Below are 19,666 nucleotides of genomic sequence, written 5' to 3' on the forward strand. Positions count from 1 at the left end.
GAATGCCCGGTGAGCTCCTGGGCGCCCTGCGTCTCAGCGTTGCTCGTCGGGCATGGTCCGACTCACCCGCGCCGCTTGCCGAGCACGACCAGGTAGCGGCACGGCTCGTCGGTCGGGTTGACGAAGACGCAGTCGGCCGGTGGCCCCAGCTGCAGGCAGTCCCCCGCGTCGAGCTCGTGGACGAGGTCGCCCTCGACGAACCGCAGGTGGCCCGACAGCACCCAGATCTGCTGCTCCTTGAAAGCGTACGCCGAGGCCGGCGCGGCCACCGACGCCCCGGGAGGGAACTCCACCTCGACCAGCTCCAGGATCCCGCGCGCGGGCGGGGAGACGGCGCGGCGTACGTAACCGGTCTCGGGGTCCTTCCACTCGGGCTGCTCGGCACGCCTGGCCACGCGCACGGCGTCCCCCTCGACCCGCGCGATCAGCTCGGACAGGGTGAGCTCCAGGGCACCGGAGAGACGGGCGAGCAGCACCGCCGTCGGCTGCGCCTCACCCCGCTCGATCTTGGAGATCATCGCCCGCGACACGCCGGAGGCCTCGGCGAGAGCCGCGACGGTCAACCCGGCCGACTCCCGCGCCGACCTGATGTTGGCCGCCAGGGCATCACCAAACGTGTCACTATCGTCAGTCATGTGACTACTATAGGAGACATGCCCTCCTGGACCATCCGCGACGCGACGCCGGACGACGCCGCGGCCTGCGCTGAGATCTACGAGCCGTACGTCCGCGACACCGTCATCTCCTTCGAGACCGAGCCACCGACGGCCGAGGAGATGGCCGACCGCATCAAGTCGGCCCAGGCCGAGCACGCCTGGCTCGTCCTCGAGGCCGACGACAAGGTGGTCGGCTACGCGTACGCCACCCAGCACCGCACCCGCGCCGCCTACCGTTGGGCGTGCGACGTGTCGATCTACCTGGAGACCGGCCGTCGCCGCAGCGGCGCCGGCAAGGCCCTGTACGCCGCCCTCCTCCCGCTCCTGCGCGAGCGCGGCTATCGCCGGGCACTGGCCGGGATCGCGCTCCCCAACGAGGCGAGCATCGGCCTGCACCGCTCCTTCGGCTTCACCGACGTCGGCGTCTACCGCCGCATCGGCTGGAAGCTCGACGCCTGGCACGACGTCGCCTGGATGCAGCTCGATCTCTGAGCCTCGCTCAGGCGGGAGCGAGCACCTCCACCAAGGTGCGCCGCAGCCAGTCTCGATACTCGGCCTGCTGCCACCCCGTCGTACGCCGCAACAGCAGGTAGCTCTCGGCCTGAGCCGCCAGCGCCACCGTCTCCTCCTGCCACACCGGGTCGGCCACCTCCGCGAGCAGACCGTCCGCCCGGGCGGCGCGGACGAACCGTCGCATCAGCTCACGGGTGTCGGCGCGGCCCGCCTGGAAGGCCTCGGCCAGCTCCGGTTCGGAGGCCTGTGCCTGCAGCGCGACCTCGAAGAGGTCGCCGGCTCGCGCCATCAGGTCGGCGTTTCCATCGACGAGTGCGTTGATCCGGTCCTGGAGAGCCGACTCCGTGAGAGCCGCCTGGAACCAGTCCCGCTCGCCGACCGTGCGCTGCTCGGCGTCTCCCCCGACGGCCACGTCGACGACACTGCGCAGCAAGGCCGCCTTGGTGCCGAATCGGACGTAGACGGTCCGGTGCCCGACCCTGGCTCGGTCGGCGACCGCCGTCAGCGTGGTCGCGTGATAGCCGTCGCGTACGAACAGCGCCCGCGCGGCGTCGAGGATGCGTTCCTGGGTCTCGGCCACCTTCGCGGCACGAAGTCCCTTGACAGGGGTGCTCACGAGATGCAGCATAACTGCATGATTGCAGTTTGACTGCAACAAAAGGGAGGTGTTTCATGATCGCCACTGACGCCCCCGCTCTGGACGGGGTGCACCACGTGAAGCTGCCGGTCAGCGACCTCGAGCGCTCGCGCGCGTGGTACGCATCCCGGCTCGGCTACGTCACGCTGATCGAGTTCACGAAGGGCGGCCGCACGACCGGCATCACCATGCGCCACCCGAACGGCGGGCCGATGATCGGATTCGTCCTCGACCCGGATCTCGCCGGACGGGCGAGCGGCTTCGACTACTTCTCGATCGGCGTACGTAGCAAGGCCGATCTCGAGAACCTGGCCGAGCGGCTCGCAGCGCTCGGCGAGGAGAACGCAGGCGTCCATTTCGCCACCATCGGCTGGATCCTGCCCGGCACACACGACCCCGACGGCCACGAGGTCCGCTTCTACACGAACGACCATCACACCGACGTTCCCGACGAGGATCTGCCGCTGGTGGTGGACGACCCGATCGGCACCGAGGCCGAGCGGGAGCGAGCCCACAACGCGAAAGCGGCCCCTCCCAGCGCTGGCTGAGAAGGACCGCTTCGGTATGTGTACCCCCGACCGGATTTGAACCGGCGTTACCGCCGTGAGAGGGCGACGTCCTAGGCCGCTAGACGACGGGGGCTTGCACCTGTCATCAGGACCGATTCGGTCCCGCTGACGAGAGAAAACACTACCCGATGACCTGCCGATCCCCCACATCGGCACCACCCCTCCGGCACCAGCCGCATCAGCACCCTGGCCGGAAATGACGAAGAGCCCGAGTCGATGACTCGGGCTCTTCCTGCGTGGTACCCCCGACCGGATTTGAACCGGCGTTACCGCCGTGAGAGGGCGACGTCCTAGGCCGCTAGACGACGGGGGCTTGCAGCGGGTGAAACCTTAGCGAACCGCTTCGGTGACTCCCAAATCCTCCGGAGAGGATCCGCTGGGCTACTAGGACTCGAACCTAGAATAACTGGACCAGAACCAGTCGTGTTGCCAATTACACCATAGCCCATCGCCTTGCTGGACTTAGCTCCAGAAGGACGATCCGGCCCTGGGGATTTCTCCCTCGAACCGAGAGGAAACATTACCGGCGAGGTCCCCCGGCGACGAAATCGGCACGCCCCTAGATGCTCTTCGTCGTGGTCGAGAGGCCCGCCGACCGGGCCGCCCACACGGTCAGGGCGAGGAAGACGCCCGACTGGACCAGGGTGACCGGGATCCGCCACCACGATCCTTCGGAGGTGTTGAGCACCGTCGAGATGTCACCGAAGGCGACCGCCATGCCGAGGCTGACGAAGTTGTTGAGGACGTGCATCGCGATGCCGGCCTCGATGCCGCCGGTGGCGATCACGCAGATGCCCGCGACGATCCCGAAGGCGAACCGGTCCAGGAACAGCGGCAGATCCTGGGAGCCGTGGGCGAAGGCGAACAGCAGCGCGGTGATCGTCACCGAGACCGTGCGCGCCCAGGCCATCCCGCCGAACAGGGACCCGAAGGTCTGGAAGATGTAGCCGCGGAAGAGATACTCCTCCCCCGCCGCCTGCAGCGGGGTGAGCAGCACGATCACGAGCACGAAGTCGCGCATCGTGCTCGTGTAGGGGTTGAGCGTGCTGGGCCCGAGGTCGTCACCCGGGATCGGCAGCCGGGAGGCGATGATGATCGTGACCACCATCGTGACCGCCGCGATCCCCAGGCACTGCAGCAGCCACCGCCAGCGGATCCGGCGCTCGACCGAGGCCAGCCACCCCGGCCGCAGCCCGTGCAGCGCCCAGCACAGCAGCATCGCCGCCGGGATCGCCCCGGCCAGCGAGAGCAGCAGGAACGCGAGCGACTCCGGGGTGACGTTCTCGACGTCGGCGACCGCCGCCATCGAGGTGGCGACGTCGTCGCCGGTGAGCCGGAAGAAGAGCTCGAACCCGACCAGCACCACCGCCGGCGAGACGAAGAAGACACACAGTCCGATCAGGATGAGTCCGACCAGCGGCCGCCCCCAGCCGCTGCGCCCACTGCGCTGCACCTGGTAGTACGCCAGTCCCGAGGGCGGCTCCACGACCGTACTCATCCTGTCCGACCTACTTCCCGAGAACCGCCTTCAGGCGGCCCAGCGTACGCTCCCGGCCGAGCAGCTCCATGGATTCGAACAGAGGAGGGCTGATCCGCTTGCCGGTCACCGCGACCCGCACCGGGCCGTACGCCTTGCGCGGCTTGAGCCCGAGGCCGTCGATCAGGGCCGCGGTCAGCGCGTCCTGGATCTCGGCCGTCGACCAGGTGGAGAGGCCGGCCAGCGCGTCGTAGGAGGCCTTGACCACACCCAGGCCCTCCTCGTCGAGGAGCTTGGCGGCGTCCTCCTCGTCGAGCGTGAAGTCGGCCTCGGGCACGAAGAGGAATCGCAGCATGTCGGAGGCCTCGCCGAGCTTGTTGATCCGCTCGGCGACCAGCGGCATCGCCTGCTCCAGCATCTGCGCGTCGGCATCCGAGACCGGGTCCGAGACGACACCGTCGGCCTTGAGGTAGGGAATCACCCGGTGGGTGATCTCCTCGACCGGCAGCAGCCGCATGTGGGAGGCGTTGATCGCCTCGGCCTTCTTGATGTCGAAGCGGGCCGGGTTCTTGACCACGTCGGAGATCTCGAAGGCCTCGACCATCTCCTCCATGGTGAAGATGTCGCGGTCGGCCGCGATCGCCCAGCCGAGCAGCGCCACGTAGTTGAGCAGCCCCTCCGGCAGGAAGCCCTCCTCGCGGTACTTCAGCGCGTGCGCCTCCGGGTCGCGCTTGGAGAGCTTCTTGTTGCCCTGGCCCATGACGTACGGCAGATGACCGTACGCCGGGGCGCGGTCGGCCAGGCCAACCTCGACGAACGCGTCGAAGAGCGCGATCTGGCGGGGCGTCGAGGAGAGCAGGTCCTCGCCGCGGAAGACGTGGGTGATGTTCATGGTGGCGTCGTCGACCGGCGCGGTGAGCGTGTAGAGCGGGTCGCCGTTGGCGCGCGCGAGCGCATAGTCGGGGACGTGCTTGGTCTCGAAGGTCACCTCGCCGCGGACGAGGTCGTCGAAGGTGATCGAGCCGTCGGGCATGCGGAAGCGCGGGACCGAGGAGCGGCCCTCCGCCTCGTACGCCTTGATCTGGTCCTCGCTCAGGTCGCGGCAGTGGTTGTCGTAGCCCTGGGCGGGCGCCTCGCCCTTCTCGCCGGCGGCCTTGGCGGCCTTGTAGGCGGCGAGGCGCTCCTCGTAGCGGGCGGTGACCTCCTCGCCGGTACAGTAGCACTCGTAGACGTGGGAGGAGGCGCGCAGCCGGCCGAGCGCGTCGGCGTAGATCTCCGAGCGCTCCGACTGGCGGTAGGGGCCGTACGGGCCGCCGACCTCGACGCCCTCGTCCCAGTCGAGGCCGAGCCAGCGCATCAGGTCGATGAGCCCGTCGTAGGACTCCTGGGTGTTGCGCGCCTTGTCGGTGTCCTCGATGCGGAAGACGAAGGTGCCGCCGTGGTGGCGCGCGAAGGCCCAGTTGAACAGGGCGGTGCGGACCAGGCCGACGTGGGGCGAGCCGGTCGGCGAGGGTGCCATCCGGACCCGGTAGTCCTTCGGCTCGAGTGTGTTGTTCAGTCCGCTGCCAGTCACCGCTGTGCCACCTTGTTCGTCAGAGCTCCGAGCCCCTCGACGAAGATCTCGATCTCGTCGCCGGGCTCCATGGGACCGACACCCTCGGGGGTGCCGGTGAGGATCACATCGCCCGGCAGCAGCGTCATGACGCTGCTGATGTGGGCGATCAGCTTCGGGATGTCGTGGACGAGGTCCTTCGTGGACCCGTCCTGGACGACATCGCCGTTGAGGAATGTCTGGATGCGTACGCCGGCCGCCAGCTGCTCCGGCTCGACCTCGGTCTCGATCCAGGGACCGAGCGGGCAGAAGGTGTCGTAGCCCTTCGCCTGGGAGAAGTGCTTGAGCCGGCGCTGGACGTCGCGCGCGGTCACGTCGTTGGCGACCGTCATCCCGTAGATGACGTCCTTCACCTTCTCCACGGGGACATCGCGGCAGATCCGGCCGATCACGATCGCGAGCTCACCCTCGTAGTGCAGGTCCTCGACCCCTGCGGGGCGCTGGATCGCGTCGTCGGGGCCGCAGACCGCGGTGTTGGGCTTGATGAAGAAGAGCGGCTCCTCCGGGACCTCGTTGCCCAGCTCCGCAGCATGCTTGGCGTAGTTGCGGGCGACCGCGACCACCTTGCTGCGCGGGATCACCGGCGCGAGCAGCTTGACGTCGTCGAACTTGTGGACCTGGTCGGTGATGTTGACACCCGAGAACAGCGGGTCGCCCTGGAGCGCGACGACGGTCGCGTCCTCGCTGAGCTGGCCGTAGCCGTCGAGGTCCCCCATGACGACGCCGAACTGGGGCTCGCCACCCTTGGTCGTGAATCTGGCGATGCGCACAGGCTGAGCCTATCCGGACCCGTCGCCACGATTCACTTCACTATGCACCGCCTTCGTAGGCTTGTACGTCGTGGAGGTGCTGTCGCGTTCGGAGTGGACCGCTCGCGCGGCCGCCCATCGCGCCCGCCTGGCCCCCTACGTCGAGCCGCATCTCGCCCGCCGCGGCGCCCGGGTCAAGCACCCGGTCAACGACTTCCTCTTCACCTACTACTCCTACCGGCCCGCTCAGCTGCTGCGCTGGCACCCGGGGTTCGGGGTGGTCTTGTCGGAAGCCCCGGAGTACGCGGAGCTGCGCGGCTATTCGAACGGCACGGTCTCTCCTGAGTTCCTCACCGACAAGCGCCTGCTCGTCGAGACGCTCCTGAAGCTGCTCCGGGCCACCGCCGGGCGCGACGGCAACTTCGGCTGCTTCGGCCTCCACGAGTGGGCGATGGTCTACGGTCTCACCCCGGAACAGGTACGCCACGCCGACTGGCCGCTGCGGTTGGGCGCTGCCGGCACCGACCGCGTGGTCGAGTCCCACCGCATCGCGTGCAGCCACTTCGACGCGTACCGCTTCTTCACTCCCCCGGCCGCACCGCTCAACACCCTCTCGCCGCGATCGGACGACCGCGCCGCCTTCGAGCAGCCGGGGTGCCTGCACGGCAACATGGACCTCTACAAGCACGCCTTCCGGCTCTCGCCCCTGATCTCCTCCGACCTCGTCGCCGACTGCTTCGAGCTCGCCTGGGAGATCCGCACGATGGACATGCGCGCCGCTCCGTACGATCTCGCCGAGCTCGGCCTCGACCCGATCCGCATCGAGACGGCGGCCGGGAAGCAGGAGTACGCCGCCGCCCAGCGCGCGTTCGCCGAGCGCGCCGCTCCGCTGCGGGCGCGGCTGATCGTCGAGTGCGAGCGACTGCTCAGCGAGGTCAGCCGCGCCCCGAGTCATAGGTGATCTTCTGCGCGATCGCCTCCTCCACGGTGAAGCCGTAGTGCGCCGCGACCACAGCGGCCGCGAGAACGACGTCCGCCAACTCGTGGGCCACCGCGATCTTCCCACTGCCGTACGGGCGGCCATAAAGAGGCCCAGATCGGCCGCGACACGCCTGGACTGCGGCGTGTCGGCATCGATTCAGACGCCCTCGTGGCCTCTCTCCTTCCGGCCCTTGAACCTGCGTTGACGAGCCCCGGACTCAGCACTGCGACCGGAGGGCAGCGACCTGGAGCTCGACGGCGGCGGTGACTCGCGCGGCGTCGCCGGTGGCGAGGAGGTCGAGGAGGGCACCGCGGAGGGTGGCGAGGGCGAGGGTGCGGAGGGCGAGGCCGTGGGCGGTGGTCCGCTCGCGTTCGGGCTGACAGGAAGCCAGGACACCCAGCCAGTCGTTGACGGTCGACTCGGCGAAGCCGGCCCAGGCGCCGTCGGGCTCGACCAGGGAGCGGGCGTACGCCTCGGCCCACAGCCGCAGGAGGGGGCGGCGCTCCTCGGCGGCGAGCCAGGTGCAGACGTGGGAGACCGCCTCGGGAAGGCCCGTGATCGAGGAGTGCAGGGGTTCGATCAGAGCCAGCTCGTCGACCCGCGCCCGGGCGAGCAACGCCTTGACCAGGCCGTCCTTGTTGCCGAACAGGAACATCAGCACCCGAGGGCTGGAGCCGATCGCGGCGGCCACCGGGCGCAGCGAGAGGTCGGCGAGACCATGCTCGAGGGCGTAGGCGTAGGCCGCCTCGAGCAGCTCGGTCTTGCGGGCCGAGGGGGTTGGCTCGGGTGCAGGCATGGGCCTAGCATAACTTCTACTGAAACAGTCGTGTCAGTAGGAGACGTGATGGCACACGAAGCAGGCGACGCGCGGGTGAGGATCCGGCGTGCCGACAGCCCCGGCGACCTGGGCTGGATGGTGATGACCCACGGCGAGATCTATGCCGAGCAGTTCGGCTGGACCACCGAGTTCGAGGCGCTGGTCGCCCGGATCGTGGCCGACTACGCCACCACCCACGATCCCGCGAAGGAGGCGGCCTGGATCGCCGAGGTCGACGGGCGCCGGGCCGGCTGCATCCTCGTCGTCACCGGTGACCGGCCGGGCGTCGCCAGGCTGCGGATCCTGCTGGTCACCGCCGAGGCACGCGGCCTCGGTGTCGGCACCCGCCTGGTCGAGGAGTGTCTCGACTTCGCCCGAGCCGCGGGATACGACCAGGTCACTCTCTGGACCAACGACATCCTGACGTCCGCACGACGGATCTACGAGGCGTACGGCTTCGTCCTCACCGATGAGGAGAAGCACCACAGCTTCGGCCACGACCTCGTCGGCCAGACCTGGACGCTCGACCTGCACACCAGCGCGAGGTAACGGACGTCACATGCGGCATGCGCTGCTCCCGCCGTGACCTCGATCGCCGGGATACGTTACTCCCATAATGGCCATTCTTCCCCGCCCCGCACACACCGCCGCCTCGATCGCCACCACGGTCAGCGCCGCGGCGGGGAACGTCGCACACTCACTGCTCTACGGCGGTCTCGCCGACCTGCGGCCGATGCCGCGCACGCTGATCGACGACGGCACCCGACGCGAGCTCTACCACTACCGGCCCGCGACCGGGACGACCGCCGAGGGCGACCCGGTCCTGCTGGTGACGCCGCTGGCGGCGCCGGCGATCTGCTACGACCTGCGCCGCGGCTGCTCGCTCGTCGAGCACCTGGTGGAGACCAACCGGCCGACCTATCTGGTCGAGTACGGCGAGGTGAACTTCGCCGACCGCAGCCTCGGCATCGAGCACTGGATCTCGCACGTCGTCCCGGAGGCGATCCGGTCGGTCTCCGAGCACGCCGGCGGACGCCCGGTCCACGTGGTCGGCTGGTCGCTGGGCGGGATCTTCACCATGCTCACCGCCGCCGACTCCCCCGATCTCCCCATCGCCTCGCTCGCGGTGCTCGGCTCGCCCTGCGACGTACGTCAGGTGCCGTTGATCGCGCCGCTGCGGCCGCTGCTCAACCTGCCGCCGGGCAACCTGGTCACCACCGCCTACCAGGCCTTCGGCGGCGCGCCGAAGCCGCTGGTCAAGTGGGCTTTTCAGCTCTCCTCGGTCGACAAGATGATCACCAAGCCGGTCGCGAAGCTCTCCAACCTGGCCGACCGCGAGTTCCTCGCCCAGCTCGAGGCGGTCGACCGGTTCGGCGACAACATGATCGCCTACCCGGGGCGTACGTTCGGGCAGCTCTACCACCACTTCTTCCGCACCAACGCCCTGTTCAGCGGGAAGATCGACCTGGGCACCCACACCGTCCACCTGCGCGACGTCAAGCAGCCCACTCTCGTGGTCGCGGGGGCCAACGACGGCATCGGTCCCGTCGCTGCGGTCAGGCCGCTGATCGACCTCCTCACCGGCGCCGGCGAGCTCCGCTTCGAGGTCGTCCCCGGCGGCCACCTCGGCCTGCTCACCGGTCGCGCCGCCCGCGACACCACCTGGCCGCTCCTCGACCAGTGGTTCACCCGGCACGACTGAGGCGCACCGGCCGGACCTGCCGGAGCGCCCGAAGTGTCGGCGGCTGATGGCAGGGTGTGCGCCATGCCGAACCCACCCGCCGAGGCGACCGACGAGCACTTCCGCAACGAGGACTGGTACGCGGCCGACCTCGCCGGGGCTCGGTTCGTGGACTGCGTCTTCACCGATGTCGACCTCACCGAGGCGAGGACGTCGGCGGCGCTCTTCGAGAACTGCACCTTCCACGGCGGCCGCTTCAACGCCTCGACGCATGTCGGCTCGGCGTTCGTGGGCTGTGACTTCCGGCGTACGAACTTCTTCGACGCGACCTTCGAGGGCTGCAAGCTCAGCGGCACCGAATTCTCCGGCTGCACGCTGCGGCCGCTGAAGGTCATCGGCGGCGTCTGGCGCGGCGTCTCGCTGCGCGGCGCGAACCTCTCCCGGCTCGACCTGTCCGGGCTGGACCTGCGCGACGCCGACCTGTCGCTGGCCGACCTCACCGACGCGGTGCTGCGAGACGCCCGGCTCGGTGGGGCCACGGTCCAGGAGACCACCCTGCACGGCACCGACCTCCGCGGCGCCGAGCTCGATCGCGTCGATCTCACCGTCGCGTCGCTGCGCGGCACGAAGCTCGACCTCGCCGGTGCTGTGATGCTCGCCGAGCTGCACGGCGCAGACGTCGACTCGGTCTGACCTCGCGGCCGGAGGCTCAGCGGTCGGCCGAGGCCTCGCGGACGGCCTTGGCCATGGAGATGCCGGCGGCGATCAGGCCGAGGCCGGTGACGAAGTCGTCGGTGTCGCGTACGTCGTCCTCGATCGCGCCCGCGGCCGCGGCCTGGAGATGGGTCTGCTCGTCGACGGCGTGGCCGTAGACGAAGTGGAGCAGGGTGCGGGCGGCGGTCGGGGCGAGATCGCCGAGGCCACCGTCGGCCAGCGCCTTGACCAGGTCGTCGTGGGGCTGGGTCGCACCGAGCCCGAAGGCCCACACGGTGGCGACGACCTCGGCACCGTCGCGGTAGGCCAGCAGCGAGTCGCGCAGGTCGGTGCAGATGCTGGTCACACGTACGTCCCAGGTCCCCGACGGCTCGTGGCGGCCGCGGAGCAGGATCTCGTCGGCCACCGCCGCCAGCAGCGACTGCTTGTTGGCGAAGTGGTGGTAGAGCGCGCTGGGACGTACGCCGAGCTCGGTGCCGAGACGGCGCATGGTCAGGTCGGCCAGACCGTAGTCGTCGAGGACCTCGAGCGCGCGGGCGACGACGTCCTCGCGGCGGTATCGCATGTTGCTCCCAGGGGCCGGGTGATGGGACGAAGTGGACGAAGGCGTACGTCGACCTTAACCTGAACACCGTTCACCTGACCAAGGTTCAGGTCTGAGTACGCAGGAGCGAGTATGACCGAGTCCCCCACGAGCACCGACGAGACCCCGGCGGCGAAGACGTCGCGGCTCGACACCACCGACCTCGCGCTGATCGCCGCGTTCGCGGCACTGATCGCGGTCTGCTCCTACCTCGCCGCCATCCCCATGGGCGGCGCGGGCGTTCCGTTGACGCTGCAGGGTTTCGCGCTGCTGCTGACCGGCGCCCTGCTCGGCCCGCTGCGCGGCACCGCCGCGGTCGTGCTCTACCTGCTCCTCGGCGTCGCCGGTCTCCCGGTCTTCGCCGGCCACTCCTCCGGCCCCGGCGTCTTCGTCGGCGTCACCGGTGGCTACCTGTGGTCGTTCCCGGTCATGGTGCTCGTCGTCGGCCTGATCGTGAAGTACGTCCTGCGCACCCGCCGCACCAACCCGTTCCTCGTCTTCGCCGCCGGCGTCGTCGGCGTCGTGATCAACCACATCGGCGGGATCATCGGGATGGCCATCGTGCTCCACGTCGGCCTGCCCGAGGCGGCGGGGTTCGACGCCCCCTACTGGATCGGCGACTTCATCAAGGCCGCCGTGGCGGCGGTCGTCGCGTCCCAGGTCCACCGCGCCTTCCCGAAGCTGCTCGCCCGACGTGCCTGAGATCCGCTTCGAGGCCGCCGAGGTCCGGGTCGAGTCCCCGGACGTCGGCGGCTCACGCACCATCCTGCAGCCCACGACGCTCTCGCTGACCGAGCAGCGGATCGGGATCGTCGGGAGCAACGGCTCGGGCAAGTCGACCCTCGCCCGCCTCATCAACGGGCTGGTGCTGCCGAGCGCCGGGCGGGTCACGGTCGAGGGTCTCGACGTGGCCCGGCAGGGCGCTGCGGTGCGCCGCCGGGTCGGGTTCACCTTCACCGACCCCGCCGCCCAGCTGGTGATGCCGACCTGCGTCGAGGACGTCGAGCTGTCGCTGCGCCGGACCGTGAAGGACCGCGTACGCCGCAAGCAGGTCGCCCTCGAGACGCTGGCCCGCTTCGGGCTGGCCGAGCGGGCCGAGGTGAGCGTGCATACGCTGTCCGGCGGGCAGCGACAGCTGCTCGCGCTGGCCGGGGTGCTCGCCACCTCACCGGACGTGCTGGTCACCGACGAGCCGACCACGCTGCTCGATCTGCGCAACACCCGGATGGTCGGCGACCTGCTCTTCTCGCTGCCGCAACAGCTGGTCCTCGTCACCCATGACCTCGACCTCGTACGCCGCTGCGACCGCGTCCTCGTCGTCGAGGACGGCCGGGTCTCCTACGACGGGGATGCCGACGCCGCGGTTGCGCACTACGTGCAGGCGGTCAGCGCGGGATGAGCATGACCGTCGGCCTCTACCGCCCGGGTGACACCGTGCTCCACCGGCTTCCGGTGGGCGCCAAGCTGCTCGGCCTGGCCGTCATCAGCATCGCGATCGTGGCGCTGCGCGGACCGATCCTCGCGGTCGGCTTCCTCGTCCTCGCTGTCGTACTCGCCCTCATCGGCCGGCTCGACCTGGCCGCCACCGCGCGAGCGCTGCGCGCGGTCCTGGTCATCGCCGTGGTGGTCGCTCTGCTGCAGTGGTGGCTGTTCAGCCTGCCTCGGGCGGTGGAGTCCCTGCTCGACCTCGTCTCGCTCGCACTGGTCGCGCTCACCCTGACCGTGACCACGCCGACCACCGAGACGCTCGACGCCGTGGTCCGCTGGATCCGCCCCCTGCGCCGCATCGGGATCGACCCGGAGCGGGTCGCACTCACGATCGCGATGGCGATCCAGGCCCTCCCCGGCACGCTCACCCTCGCCCAGGAGACCCGCGACGCCGCCCGCGCCCGCGGCCTCGCCCGCTCCCCCAGGGCCTACCTCACCCCCTTCGTCATCCGCGTCGTCGCCCGCGCCCACGAGACCGGCGACTCCCTCAAGGCCCGCGGCCTCGGCGACTGACCCCTGCCGAGGCGTCACCCCGGTCGGCCGAGGCGTCGGCTGCGTTGGTCGAGGCGTCAGCCCGGTCGGCCGAAGCGTCACCCCGGTCGGACGAAGCGTCAGCCCGGTCGGCCGAGATGGCACCTGGTGACATCTCGGCCGACGCAAGCGACGCCTCGGCCGACGCGCGTGACGTCTCGGCCGACGTACGTGACGCCTCGGCCGACGTACGTGACCCTTCGGCCGACGTACGTGACGGCTCGGCGGAGACTCACCAGCCGGGCGGGAGGCGGTGGTCCCAGAGGGCGGCATCTTCGATCTGGGCCGAGAGGGAGAGCAGGAGGGACTCCTCGGCGGGACGGGCGGCGAGCATGACGCCGACCGGGAGACCGGACGGGGTCCAGTGGAGGGGCAGGGAGATGGCGGGCATGCCGGTGACGTTCCAGGCGGAGGTCCAGGGGGTGAACTCCTTCTGCGCCTGGAAGTCAGCTGCGGGATCGGCGTCGTCACGGATCGCGCCGACGAGAGGCGGCGGGGTGGCGAGGGTCGGGGTGAGTACGGCGTCGTAGGGGGCCAGCGCTTCGAGCGCGCCGGCGGCGAAGCGGCGCAGCTCCGCGATCGCCAGCCCGAACTCCGGCCCGCTGACCGCCTCGCCGCGCTCGGTGAGCCAGCGGGTCAACGGACGGATCTGAGTCCGCTGGTCAGGGGTCAGATTGACCACCGACATGGCGGTCCCGACCGCCCAGACCGTCTCGAAGACCGCGACCGCCTCGACCGGCAACGGCCGCGGGATGTCGACGATCTCGTGTCCGAGCGACTCCAGCAGCGCGGAGGCGTTCTCCCAGGCCGCGACGCACTCGGGGTCGACCGTGGTCGGCGCGATCAGCGGTTCGATGAACCGGGCGATCCGCAGCCGCCCCGGCGGCCGATCACACGCCTCCAGGAACGGCGAAGGCTCCTCGGGGGCCCAGAACGGATCACCCGTACGCCGCCCCGCGAGCACATCGAGGAAGGCCGCCGCGTCCCGCACCGACCTGGCGATCGGACCGGCGGTGGCCAGGCCGGCCGCGTCGCCGTACATCGGCGAGGGCGAGATGCGTCCGCGGGTGGGCTTCAGGCCGACCAGTCCGCAGCACGAGGCCGGGATCCGGATCGAGCCGCCGCCGTCGGAGCCCTGCGCGACCGGCACGAGCCCGGCGGCCACCGCCGCGGCAGCACCTCCGGAGGAGCCGCCGGCGATCCGCGTACGGTCCCAGGGGGTGACGGCGGGCGGCGCGACATCCGGTTCGGTGTAGCAGGGCGAGCCGAACTCGGGGGTGTTGGTCTTCCCGAGCGAGATCATCCCGGCCGCCTCGATCGAGAGCGTCACGTTGTCGGACACGTCAGGAACGAACGAGGCGAAGGCCGCCGACCCGAAGGTCGTCCGCACCCCTCGGGTGAGGTTGAGGTCCTTGATCGCGGTGGGTACGCCCCACAGCGGTGAGGCGCCGACCGGTTTCACCGCGAGCTCCCGTGCACAGGTCGAGATCCGTTCCTCCGCCACGGTGACGAAGGCGCCGACGTCGTCGAGCCGGGCGATCCTGTCGAGATAGTGCTCGGCGAGCTCTCCCGGGGAGACCTCGCATCGATGCAGCAGCTCTCCCTGTTCCAGGGCGGTCAGATCATGAAGCTCGGCCACCCCTGCAGGCTAACGCCACTCGTCCTCGAGCATCGCGTAGTGCACCAATGTCGTCCACTCCCCCTTGAACCACTCGGCGTCGCGCTCGACCGCCTCCTTGCGCATCCCGAGCCGCTCGATCACCCGCGCCGAGGCCTCGTTGCGCTCGTCGACCCGGGCGGTCACCCGGTGCAGGCCGAGCCCGTCGAAGGCCAGCCCGAGCAGCGCCCGTGCGGTCTCGGTGGCGAAACCCTGCCCGTGGAACTCCGGGTTGAAGGCGTAGCCGATCTCGCCCGACCGCTGCTCCTTGCTGTGCCAGAAGAGCACGACGTCGCCGATCAGCCGCCCGCTGTCTCGGTGTTCGACGCCGAGGCAGAGCACCTCACCCTCCCGGCGCAGCACCGAGGGCCGCTTCCACGCCGCATAGGACTCGCGCAGCGCATCGCGGTCCTTCGGCACCGGCGGGATGTAGCGACACACGTCCTCCCGGGACAGATAGGCGTGCAGGTCCTCGAGGTCACGCTCGACGTCGATCGGACGCAGCAGCAGCCGCTCGGTGGTGATCGGGTAGTCGGGCGCCAGCACGGGCTCGCCCAGCTCCTGGAAGACGCTCAGATGCAGATCGGCGGGGCCGTCGAAGCGAGCGTTGAGCGACTCCCACGGGGTGCGGGTCGGCGGCGCCACGAGCGCGGCACCACCCTCGACGAGCCGGGACGTGACCCCGGCGGAGTCCTCGACCTCGAACGCCACCCGTACGTGTCCGGCCACCGGGCGCCCGACCTCGACCTCGTCGATGTAGGCGTGCTGGGCGGGGTTGGCGAGCTCGAGCGTGGCGCGACCGGCGTCCAGGATGGTCACATGAGCCTCGCCGGGGCCGGAGAAGGCGGCCTGCTCGGGGAGACCGAGGGTGTCGCGGTAGAACGCCACCGCCTGCTCGTAGTCCTTCGCCTCGACCACCAGACGGAGCTGCTTCACGGGTCCACTCATGCCCGCAACCTAAGGCCGAACGGCGCATCGCGCACGCGATAAATGACGAAGGTCAGGTCTCCCCCCGGAGAGACCTGACCTCGTGGTGCCGCCGGGACTCAGGCGGCTGCGGGCTGGAAGCCCGCGAGCTTCTCGACGGCCTCACGGAAGCGGGCCTGGGCGTCGGCGTCGGTGAAGACGTCGATCTCGTGGACCGGCTGGGAGACGATCGCGTCCTCGACGACGATGGCGCCGCCGATACCCGCCGAGCGGGCGGCGTCGGCGTGGGACCACTTGGCGCCGTAGGGGGTCGGGGCGACGCCGACGACGGAGAGGATCTTGCCCTTGAGCACGCCGGCGGCGTACGGACGGGAGAGCCAGTCGATCGCGTTGTTGATCACGGCAGGCATGGTGCCGTTGTACTCCGGGGTCACGATCAGGACGCGGTCCGCAGCGTCGATCACCTTGCGGAACTGGGTCACGGCCTCGCCCGGGTCGGCCTCGAGGTCCTCGTTGAAGAACGGCAGGTCCGCGAGGCCGTCGACGATCTCCAGCACGACACCATCAGGCGCCTCGGCGACGAGCTTCTCGGCGAGCTTGCGGTTGATGGAGTCGGCGCGGAGGCTGCCAACGAGTACGGCGATGCGGGTGTCGGTCACGGGTTCTCCTCATAGAACGCGGAAAGTTCAATGTTGAAGTGTTGAACACCCGTGCTCCGGCGATTCATTCCACGACAGCAGCCGTACGTGATGTGGTCTCGCCCACATGCCGGCGCAGGCCGAAGGTGAGCCCGTCGACCAGCGCCTCCCAGGACGCCTCGATCACGTTCGAGCCGACCCCGACCGTCGTCCAGGACGTGGTGCCGTCGGAGGTCTCGATCAGCACCCGCGTCTTCGCGTCGGTGCCGTGCCCCTGGTCGAAGATCCGCACCTTGAAGTCGATCAGGTCGAAGTCGGCGACGACCGGGAAAGCCCGCGTGATCGCGGCCCGCAGCGCCTGGTCGAGCGCGTTGACGGGGCCGTTGCCCTCCCCCGTCTCGACGTGACGTACGCCGTCGGCATGGATCTTCACGATCGCCTCGGTGGCCGAGGCCGCTCCCTGACCCCCGCCACGAGCCTCGGAGATGACCCGCCAGGACTCGACGTCGAAGAAGGAGGGACGGACGCCCTCGACCTCCTCGATCAGGAGCAGCTCGAAGGAGGCGTCGGCCGCCTCGAAGGTGTAGCCCTGCTCCTCGAGCGCCTTCACCCGGTCGGTCACCCGGGTCACCAGGTCGCGGTCGTCGGAGAGGTCGTAGCCGAGCTCGCGTCCCTTCAGCTCGATCGAGGCCCGTCCGGCCATGTCGGAGACGAGCAGGCGCATGTCGTTGCCGACGCCGGCGGGGTCCATGTGCTGGTAGAGGTTGGGGTCGACCTTGATCGCCGAGGCGTGCAGCCCGGCCTTGTGGGTGAACGCCGAGGCCCCGACGTACGGCTGCCGGCCCGCGGGCGGCACGTTGGTGACCTCGGCGACGGCATGGGCGACCCGGGTCGCCTCGCCGAGCAGCCCCGTCGGCAGCACCTCGCGGCCCAGCTTGAGCTGCAGGTTGGCGACCACGGAGACGAGATCGGCATTGCCCGTACGCTCCCCGTAGCCGTTGATGCAGCCCTGGACGTGCATCGCGCCGGCGTCCACGGCGGCCAGCGAGTTGGCGACGGCGCACCCGGTGTCGTTGTGGCAGTGGATCCCGACCGCGCCCTGGGTGTGCTCACGGACGTCGTGGACCACGTCGGCCACCCACGACGGCAGCATCCCACCGTTGGTGTCGCAGAGCGCGACCACCTCGGCACCCGCCTCGTAGGCGGTCCTGAGAACCTCCATCGCGTAGTCGCGGTTGGCCCGGTAGCCGTCGAAGAAGTGCTCGGCGTCGAGGAAGACCTGCTGGCCCTCCTCGCGCAGGTGGGAGACGGTGTCGCGGATCATCGCGAGGTTCTCCTCGAGCGTCGTGCGCAGCGCGAGCTCGACGTGACGGTCGTGGGACTTCGCGACCAGGGTGACGACGCTCGCGCCCGAGTCCCGGAGTGCGGCCACCTGCGGGTCGTCGGCCGCTCGCACCCCGGCGCGGCGGGTCGACCCGAACGCCGCCAGCCGCGCGTGCTTGAGGTCGAGCTCGTCGACCGCTCGGCGGAAGAACTCGGTGTCCTTCGGGTTCGCGCCCGGCCAGCCGCCCTCGATGAACCCGACGCCCAGACCGTCGAGGTGCCGCGCGATCGTGAGCTTGTCGGCGACGCTGAGATTGAGGCCCTCCTGCTGCGCACCGTCGCGCAGAGTGGTGTCGTAGACGTGGAATTCCATGGCTCTTTGTCCTCGGGCTGGGCTGAATCCGGATCTGGGGCTGGGCAACAAAAAACCCTCTCGGGAACGAGAGGGTGGCGCGTCGGGCAGGTGCTCGACGCGCTAGCGAATGATGATGACGTGGTTCGTCATAGCCCTGATACTGCCACGAAATCTCCTCCCGTGGGACGGGCGTCTCACCAGCCGAGGAGCTCGACCCACCACGGCTCGTCGCCGCCGGAGAACTGGGAGCCCTCCCCGGCGAGGGTCTGGATCGGGAAGAGCGCCAGGGTGAGGACCACGGCGAACCCGAGGATCCACGGCACCCAGCGCGCCGAGACCCGGTGCACCACCTTGGTCACCGGGTCACGCAGCCGGTCACGTCCGGAGCCGGTCCACAGTGCGACCACGAACGCCAAGCCCGCGAGCCCGAGCGCCGCCTCGAGCGAGAGCTGCAGGGCGAATCCGATCAGCACGGCCGCGACCACGAACCCGAAGCCCCACAGCCCGACCACGAACGTCTTCGGCAGCGAGCGGACCAGCCGCCAGGGGGCGCCGATCAGGAGCCGGGGCGCGTCGTGCCACTTGCGGCCGCGGTACCACCGCCAGCGGCGCAGGTCGCCGGCGGCGAGAGTAGCGGCGCGGATCAGCCACGCGGCGCCGAGCACGGTCAGGAAACCGACGCTCGGGAACGCCGCGATCACGCCGACAGCGAAGGCCAGCAGCCCGAGCCAGATGGCCGCGCGACGCAGCTTCTCCAGGCCGCCGTCCGGGCGCGGGCCGAACGGCCCGACCGAAGGGAACGGCGCTGCCGGGGTGGTGGCCTTCTCCCGCTCGGCCCGGTCGCTCAGCGAGAGCTGCTCGACCGGCTTGTGCACGAACGGCCGGCGTGGCGTACGCAGCCACTCGCGCACCTCGTCCAGCGTCGGACGGTCGGCGGGATCGGGTGAGAGCGCCTGGCCGAGCAGCCCGCGCAGCGGCTGCGGCACTCCCTCCAGGTCGTGCTCGCCGCGCCGGGCGCGGTCCATCAGCTTCATCGAGTTGCCCTCGCCGAAGGGCGGGCGGCCGGTCGCTGCGTACGCCACCACAGCGGCCCACGAGTGCACGTCCGAGGCCGGGGTGGCCGGGTCGCCGACCGCGATCTCGGGCGGAAGGTAGCCGGGGGTGCCGATCAGCAGGCCGGTCACGGTGATCTTCGGGTCGTCGGCGACGCGGGCCAGCCCGAAGTCGATCAGGATCGGGGTGCGCCCCTCGACGATGATGTTGGCGGGCTTGATGTCGCGGTGGAGCACACCGACGGCATGACAGTCGGCGATGCCCTCGGCCAGGTCGCTGGCCAGCTGCTCGACGTCCTCGCGCGAGAGCGGCCCCTCGTTGATGATCTTGTCGTGCAGCGTCGGTCCCGGGACGTAGCGGGTCGCCAGCCACGGCACCTCGCCCCACGGGTCGGCACCGACCACACCGGCCACCCACCGGCTCCGCACCCGCTGCAGCGAGGAGACCTCGCGCGCGAGCCGCTGGCGGCCCTCCTCGTCCCCCACGAACTGCGTACGCAGCACCTTCAGCGCCACCCGCTCACCGCTGGCGCGGTGGCTGGCCAGGTGGACCCGCCCCATCCCACCCTGCCCCAGCAGCGAGATCAGGTCGTAGTCACCAACGGTCTCCCGTTGGCTCGCCGGCGACCGGCGTGGGGCTGTCGTCACCTGACAAACCTTATCGGCCACGGCCGACACCCCGCCGAGGCGTCACCCCGGTCGGCC

Annotated in this window: 21 protein-coding genes and 3 tRNA genes; 9 read left to right on the forward strand and 15 right to left on the reverse strand. The window is 70.2% G+C overall.

Features of this window, described 5'->3' with window-relative positions:
* Positions 1-62 precede the first annotated feature (62 nt).
* Positions 63-635 carry a helix-turn-helix domain-containing protein gene (locus UG56_RS03095; RefSeq protein WP_045548749.1) on the reverse strand — a complete coding sequence of 191 codons (573 nt, stop codon included), beginning with the start codon at positions 633-635 and terminating at the stop codon, positions 63-65.
* Positions 636-653: 18 nt separating this feature from the next.
* On the opposite strand from UG56_RS03095, the gene UG56_RS03100 reads away from it, so the two are divergent.
* Positions 654-1,148 (forward strand): arsinothricin resistance N-acetyltransferase ArsN1 family B, encoded by a 495-nt coding sequence (locus tag UG56_RS03100; RefSeq protein WP_045548750.1) that lies wholly within the window; start codon positions 654-656, stop codon positions 1,146-1,148.
* Positions 1,149-1,155: 7 nt separating this feature from the next.
* On the opposite strand, the gene UG56_RS03105 is transcribed toward UG56_RS03100, so the two are convergent.
* Entirely contained in the window at positions 1,156-1,785 is a 630-nt protein-coding gene (locus UG56_RS03105; protein WP_177191412.1) for a TetR/AcrR family transcriptional regulator, read from the reverse strand.
* Between the two features lie 56 nt (positions 1,786-1,841).
* On the opposite strand from UG56_RS03105, the gene UG56_RS03110 reads away from it, so the two are divergent.
* Entirely contained in the window at positions 1,842-2,354 is a 513-nt protein-coding gene (locus tag UG56_RS03110; RefSeq protein ID WP_045548752.1) for a VOC family protein, read from the forward strand.
* A 21-nt stretch (positions 2,355-2,375) separates the two neighbouring features.
* On the opposite strand, the gene UG56_RS03115 is transcribed toward UG56_RS03110, so the two are convergent.
* The 6 genes from UG56_RS03115 to UG56_RS03140 form a co-directional block, all read right to left on the reverse strand.
* Positions 2,376-2,448: transfer RNA gene (locus UG56_RS03115), tRNA-Glu, on the reverse strand.
* Between the two features lie 164 nt (positions 2,449-2,612).
* Positions 2,613-2,688: transfer RNA gene (locus UG56_RS03120), tRNA-Glu, on the reverse strand.
* Between the two features lie 63 nt (positions 2,689-2,751).
* Positions 2,752-2,823 (reverse strand) — tRNA-Gln (locus UG56_RS03125).
* A 111-nt stretch (positions 2,824-2,934) separates the two neighbouring features.
* Positions 2,935-3,873: a CPBP family intramembrane glutamic endopeptidase gene (locus UG56_RS03130; RefSeq protein WP_045548753.1), complete on the reverse strand. Its 939-nt coding sequence runs from the start codon at positions 3,871-3,873 to the stop codon at positions 2,935-2,937.
* Positions 3,874-3,883: 10 nt separating this feature from the next.
* Positions 3,884-5,371: a glutamate--tRNA ligase gene (gene gltX / locus UG56_RS03135; RefSeq protein WP_045548771.1), complete on the reverse strand. Its 1,488-nt coding sequence runs from the start codon at positions 5,369-5,371 to the stop codon at positions 3,884-3,886.
* A 50-nt stretch (positions 5,372-5,421) separates the two neighbouring features.
* Positions 5,422-6,234 (reverse strand): fumarylacetoacetate hydrolase family protein, encoded by an 813-nt coding sequence (locus UG56_RS03140; RefSeq protein ID WP_045548754.1) that lies wholly within the window; start codon positions 6,232-6,234, stop codon positions 5,422-5,424.
* 70 nt (positions 6,235-6,304) lie between these two features.
* On the opposite strand from UG56_RS03140, the gene UG56_RS03145 reads away from it, so the two are divergent.
* On the forward strand, positions 6,305-7,174 hold the full coding sequence (locus tag UG56_RS03145; RefSeq protein WP_045548772.1) for a hypothetical protein: 870 nt from the start codon (positions 6,305-6,307) through the stop codon (positions 7,172-7,174).
* Positions 7,175-7,412: 238 nt separating this feature from the next.
* On the opposite strand, the gene UG56_RS03150 is transcribed toward UG56_RS03145, so the two are convergent.
* Entirely contained in the window at positions 7,413-7,991 is a 579-nt protein-coding gene (locus UG56_RS03150; RefSeq protein ID WP_045548755.1) for a TetR/AcrR family transcriptional regulator, read from the reverse strand.
* 48 nt (positions 7,992-8,039) lie between these two features.
* Here UG56_RS03150 and UG56_RS03155 point away from each other — a divergent pair, with 48 nt between their 5' ends.
* The 3 genes from UG56_RS03155 to UG56_RS03165 all read left to right on the forward strand — a co-directional run bounded on the left by UG56_RS03155 (position 8,040) and on the right by UG56_RS03165 (position 10,386).
* Complete coding sequence (locus tag UG56_RS03155) at positions 8,040-8,561, forward strand: GNAT family N-acetyltransferase (RefSeq protein ID WP_045548756.1); 522 nt, start codon at positions 8,040-8,042, stop codon at positions 8,559-8,561.
* A gap of 67 nt (positions 8,562-8,628) precedes the next feature.
* Entirely contained in the window at positions 8,629-9,714 is a 1,086-nt protein-coding gene (locus UG56_RS03160) for an alpha/beta fold hydrolase (RefSeq protein ID WP_045548757.1), read from the forward strand.
* Between the two features lie 63 nt (positions 9,715-9,777).
* A complete protein-coding gene (locus UG56_RS03165) occupies positions 9,778-10,386 on the forward strand; it encodes a pentapeptide repeat-containing protein (protein WP_045548758.1) in 609 nt (202 codons plus the stop codon).
* Positions 10,387-10,402: 16 nt separating this feature from the next.
* Here UG56_RS03165 and UG56_RS03170 read toward each other — a convergent pair whose 3' ends face one another.
* Positions 10,403-10,972, reverse strand: coding sequence for a TetR/AcrR family transcriptional regulator C-terminal domain-containing protein (locus UG56_RS03170; protein ID WP_045548759.1), 570 nt, complete (start codon positions 10,970-10,972; stop codon positions 10,403-10,405).
* Positions 10,973-11,083: 111 nt separating this feature from the next.
* Between UG56_RS03170 and UG56_RS03175 the strand changes: the two genes are divergently transcribed.
* Genes UG56_RS03175 through UG56_RS03185 form a run of 3 tightly spaced genes read left to right on the forward strand, consistent with a single transcriptional unit; the run spans position 11,084 to position 12,991 of the window.
* Entirely contained in the window at positions 11,084-11,692 is a 609-nt protein-coding gene (locus tag UG56_RS03175) for a biotin transporter BioY (protein ID WP_045548760.1), read from the forward strand.
* The gene (locus tag UG56_RS03180; protein ID WP_045548761.1) at positions 11,685-12,389 is read left to right on the forward strand and encodes an energy-coupling factor ABC transporter ATP-binding protein; all 705 of its coding nucleotides are present in this window, start codon (positions 11,685-11,687) and stop codon (positions 12,387-12,389) included. The genes UG56_RS03175 and UG56_RS03180 overlap by 8 nt, the downstream gene beginning before the upstream one ends.
* Positions 12,386-12,991 (forward strand): energy-coupling factor transporter transmembrane component T family protein, encoded by a 606-nt coding sequence (locus UG56_RS03185; protein ID WP_045548762.1) that lies wholly within the window; start codon positions 12,386-12,388, stop codon positions 12,989-12,991. Before UG56_RS03180 ends, UG56_RS03185 begins: the two co-directional genes overlap by 4 nt.
* Positions 12,992-13,241: 250 nt before the next feature.
* Here UG56_RS03185 and UG56_RS03190 read toward each other — a convergent pair whose 3' ends face one another.
* The 5 genes from UG56_RS03190 to UG56_RS03210 form a co-directional block, all read right to left on the reverse strand.
* Positions 13,242-14,648, reverse strand: coding sequence for an amidase (locus UG56_RS03190; RefSeq protein WP_045548763.1), 1,407 nt, complete (start codon positions 14,646-14,648; stop codon positions 13,242-13,244).
* A 9-nt stretch (positions 14,649-14,657) separates the two neighbouring features.
* A complete protein-coding gene (locus tag UG56_RS28775; protein WP_084100411.1) occupies positions 14,658-15,614 on the reverse strand; it encodes a GNAT family N-acetyltransferase in 957 nt (318 codons plus the stop codon).
* Positions 15,615-15,712: 98 nt separating this feature from the next.
* On the reverse strand, positions 15,713-16,252 hold the full coding sequence (locus tag UG56_RS03200) for an NADPH-dependent FMN reductase (protein WP_045548764.1): 540 nt from the start codon (positions 16,250-16,252) through the stop codon (positions 15,713-15,715).
* Positions 16,253-16,316: 64 nt separating this feature from the next.
* Positions 16,317-17,927, reverse strand: a complete 1,611-nt coding sequence (gene cimA, locus UG56_RS03205; protein ID WP_045548765.1) for a citramalate synthase — start codon at positions 17,925-17,927, stop codon at positions 16,317-16,319.
* Between the two features lie 176 nt (positions 17,928-18,103).
* Entirely contained in the window at positions 18,104-19,609 is a 1,506-nt protein-coding gene (locus tag UG56_RS03210; RefSeq protein ID WP_052693533.1) for a serine/threonine-protein kinase, read from the reverse strand.
* Between the last annotated feature and the right edge of the window lie 57 nt (positions 19,610-19,666).

Source organism: Nocardioides luteus (assembly GCF_000960475.2).
GTDB classification, from domain to species: Bacteria; Actinomycetota; Actinomycetes; order Propionibacteriales; family Nocardioidaceae; genus Nocardioides; species Nocardioides luteus_A.

Excerpts from the sequence above, each read along its gene's own strand:
- UG56_RS03095 (WP_045548749.1), bottom strand. The coding sequence starts at position 635 with ATGACTGACGATAGTGACACGTTTGGTGATGCCCTGGCGGCCAACATC.
- UG56_RS03100 (WP_045548750.1), top strand. The coding sequence starts at position 654 with ATGCCCTCCTGGACCATCCGCGACGCGACGCCGGACGACGCCGCGGCC.
- UG56_RS03110 (WP_045548752.1), top strand. The coding sequence starts at position 1,842 with ATGATCGCCACTGACGCCCCCGCTCTGGACGGGGTGCACCACGTGAAG.
- UG56_RS03130 (WP_045548753.1), bottom strand. The coding sequence starts at position 3,873 with ATGAGTACGGTCGTGGAGCCGCCCTCGGGACTGGCGTACTACCAGGTG.
- gltX (WP_045548771.1), bottom strand. The coding sequence starts at position 5,371 with ATGGCACCCTCGCCGACCGGCTCGCCCCACGTCGGCCTGGTCCGCACC.
- UG56_RS03150 (WP_045548755.1), bottom strand. The coding sequence starts at position 7,991 with ATGCCTGCACCCGAGCCAACCCCCTCGGCCCGCAAGACCGAGCTGCTC.
- UG56_RS03155 (WP_045548756.1), top strand. The coding sequence starts at position 8,040 with ATGGCACACGAAGCAGGCGACGCGCGGGTGAGGATCCGGCGTGCCGAC.
- UG56_RS03160 (WP_045548757.1), top strand. The coding sequence starts at position 8,629 with ATGGCCATTCTTCCCCGCCCCGCACACACCGCCGCCTCGATCGCCACC.
- UG56_RS03165 (WP_045548758.1), top strand. The coding sequence starts at position 9,778 with ATGCCGAACCCACCCGCCGAGGCGACCGACGAGCACTTCCGCAACGAG.
- UG56_RS03170 (WP_045548759.1), bottom strand. The coding sequence starts at position 10,972 with ATGCGATACCGCCGCGAGGACGTCGTCGCCCGCGCGCTCGAGGTCCTC.
- UG56_RS03175 (WP_045548760.1), top strand. The coding sequence starts at position 11,084 with ATGACCGAGTCCCCCACGAGCACCGACGAGACCCCGGCGGCGAAGACG.
- UG56_RS03185 (WP_045548762.1), top strand. The coding sequence starts at position 12,386 with ATGAGCATGACCGTCGGCCTCTACCGCCCGGGTGACACCGTGCTCCAC.
- UG56_RS28775 (WP_084100411.1), bottom strand. The coding sequence starts at position 15,614 with ATGAGTGGACCCGTGAAGCAGCTCCGTCTGGTGGTCGAGGCGAAGGAC.
- cimA (WP_045548765.1), bottom strand. The coding sequence starts at position 17,927 with ATGGAATTCCACGTCTACGACACCACTCTGCGCGACGGTGCGCAGCAG.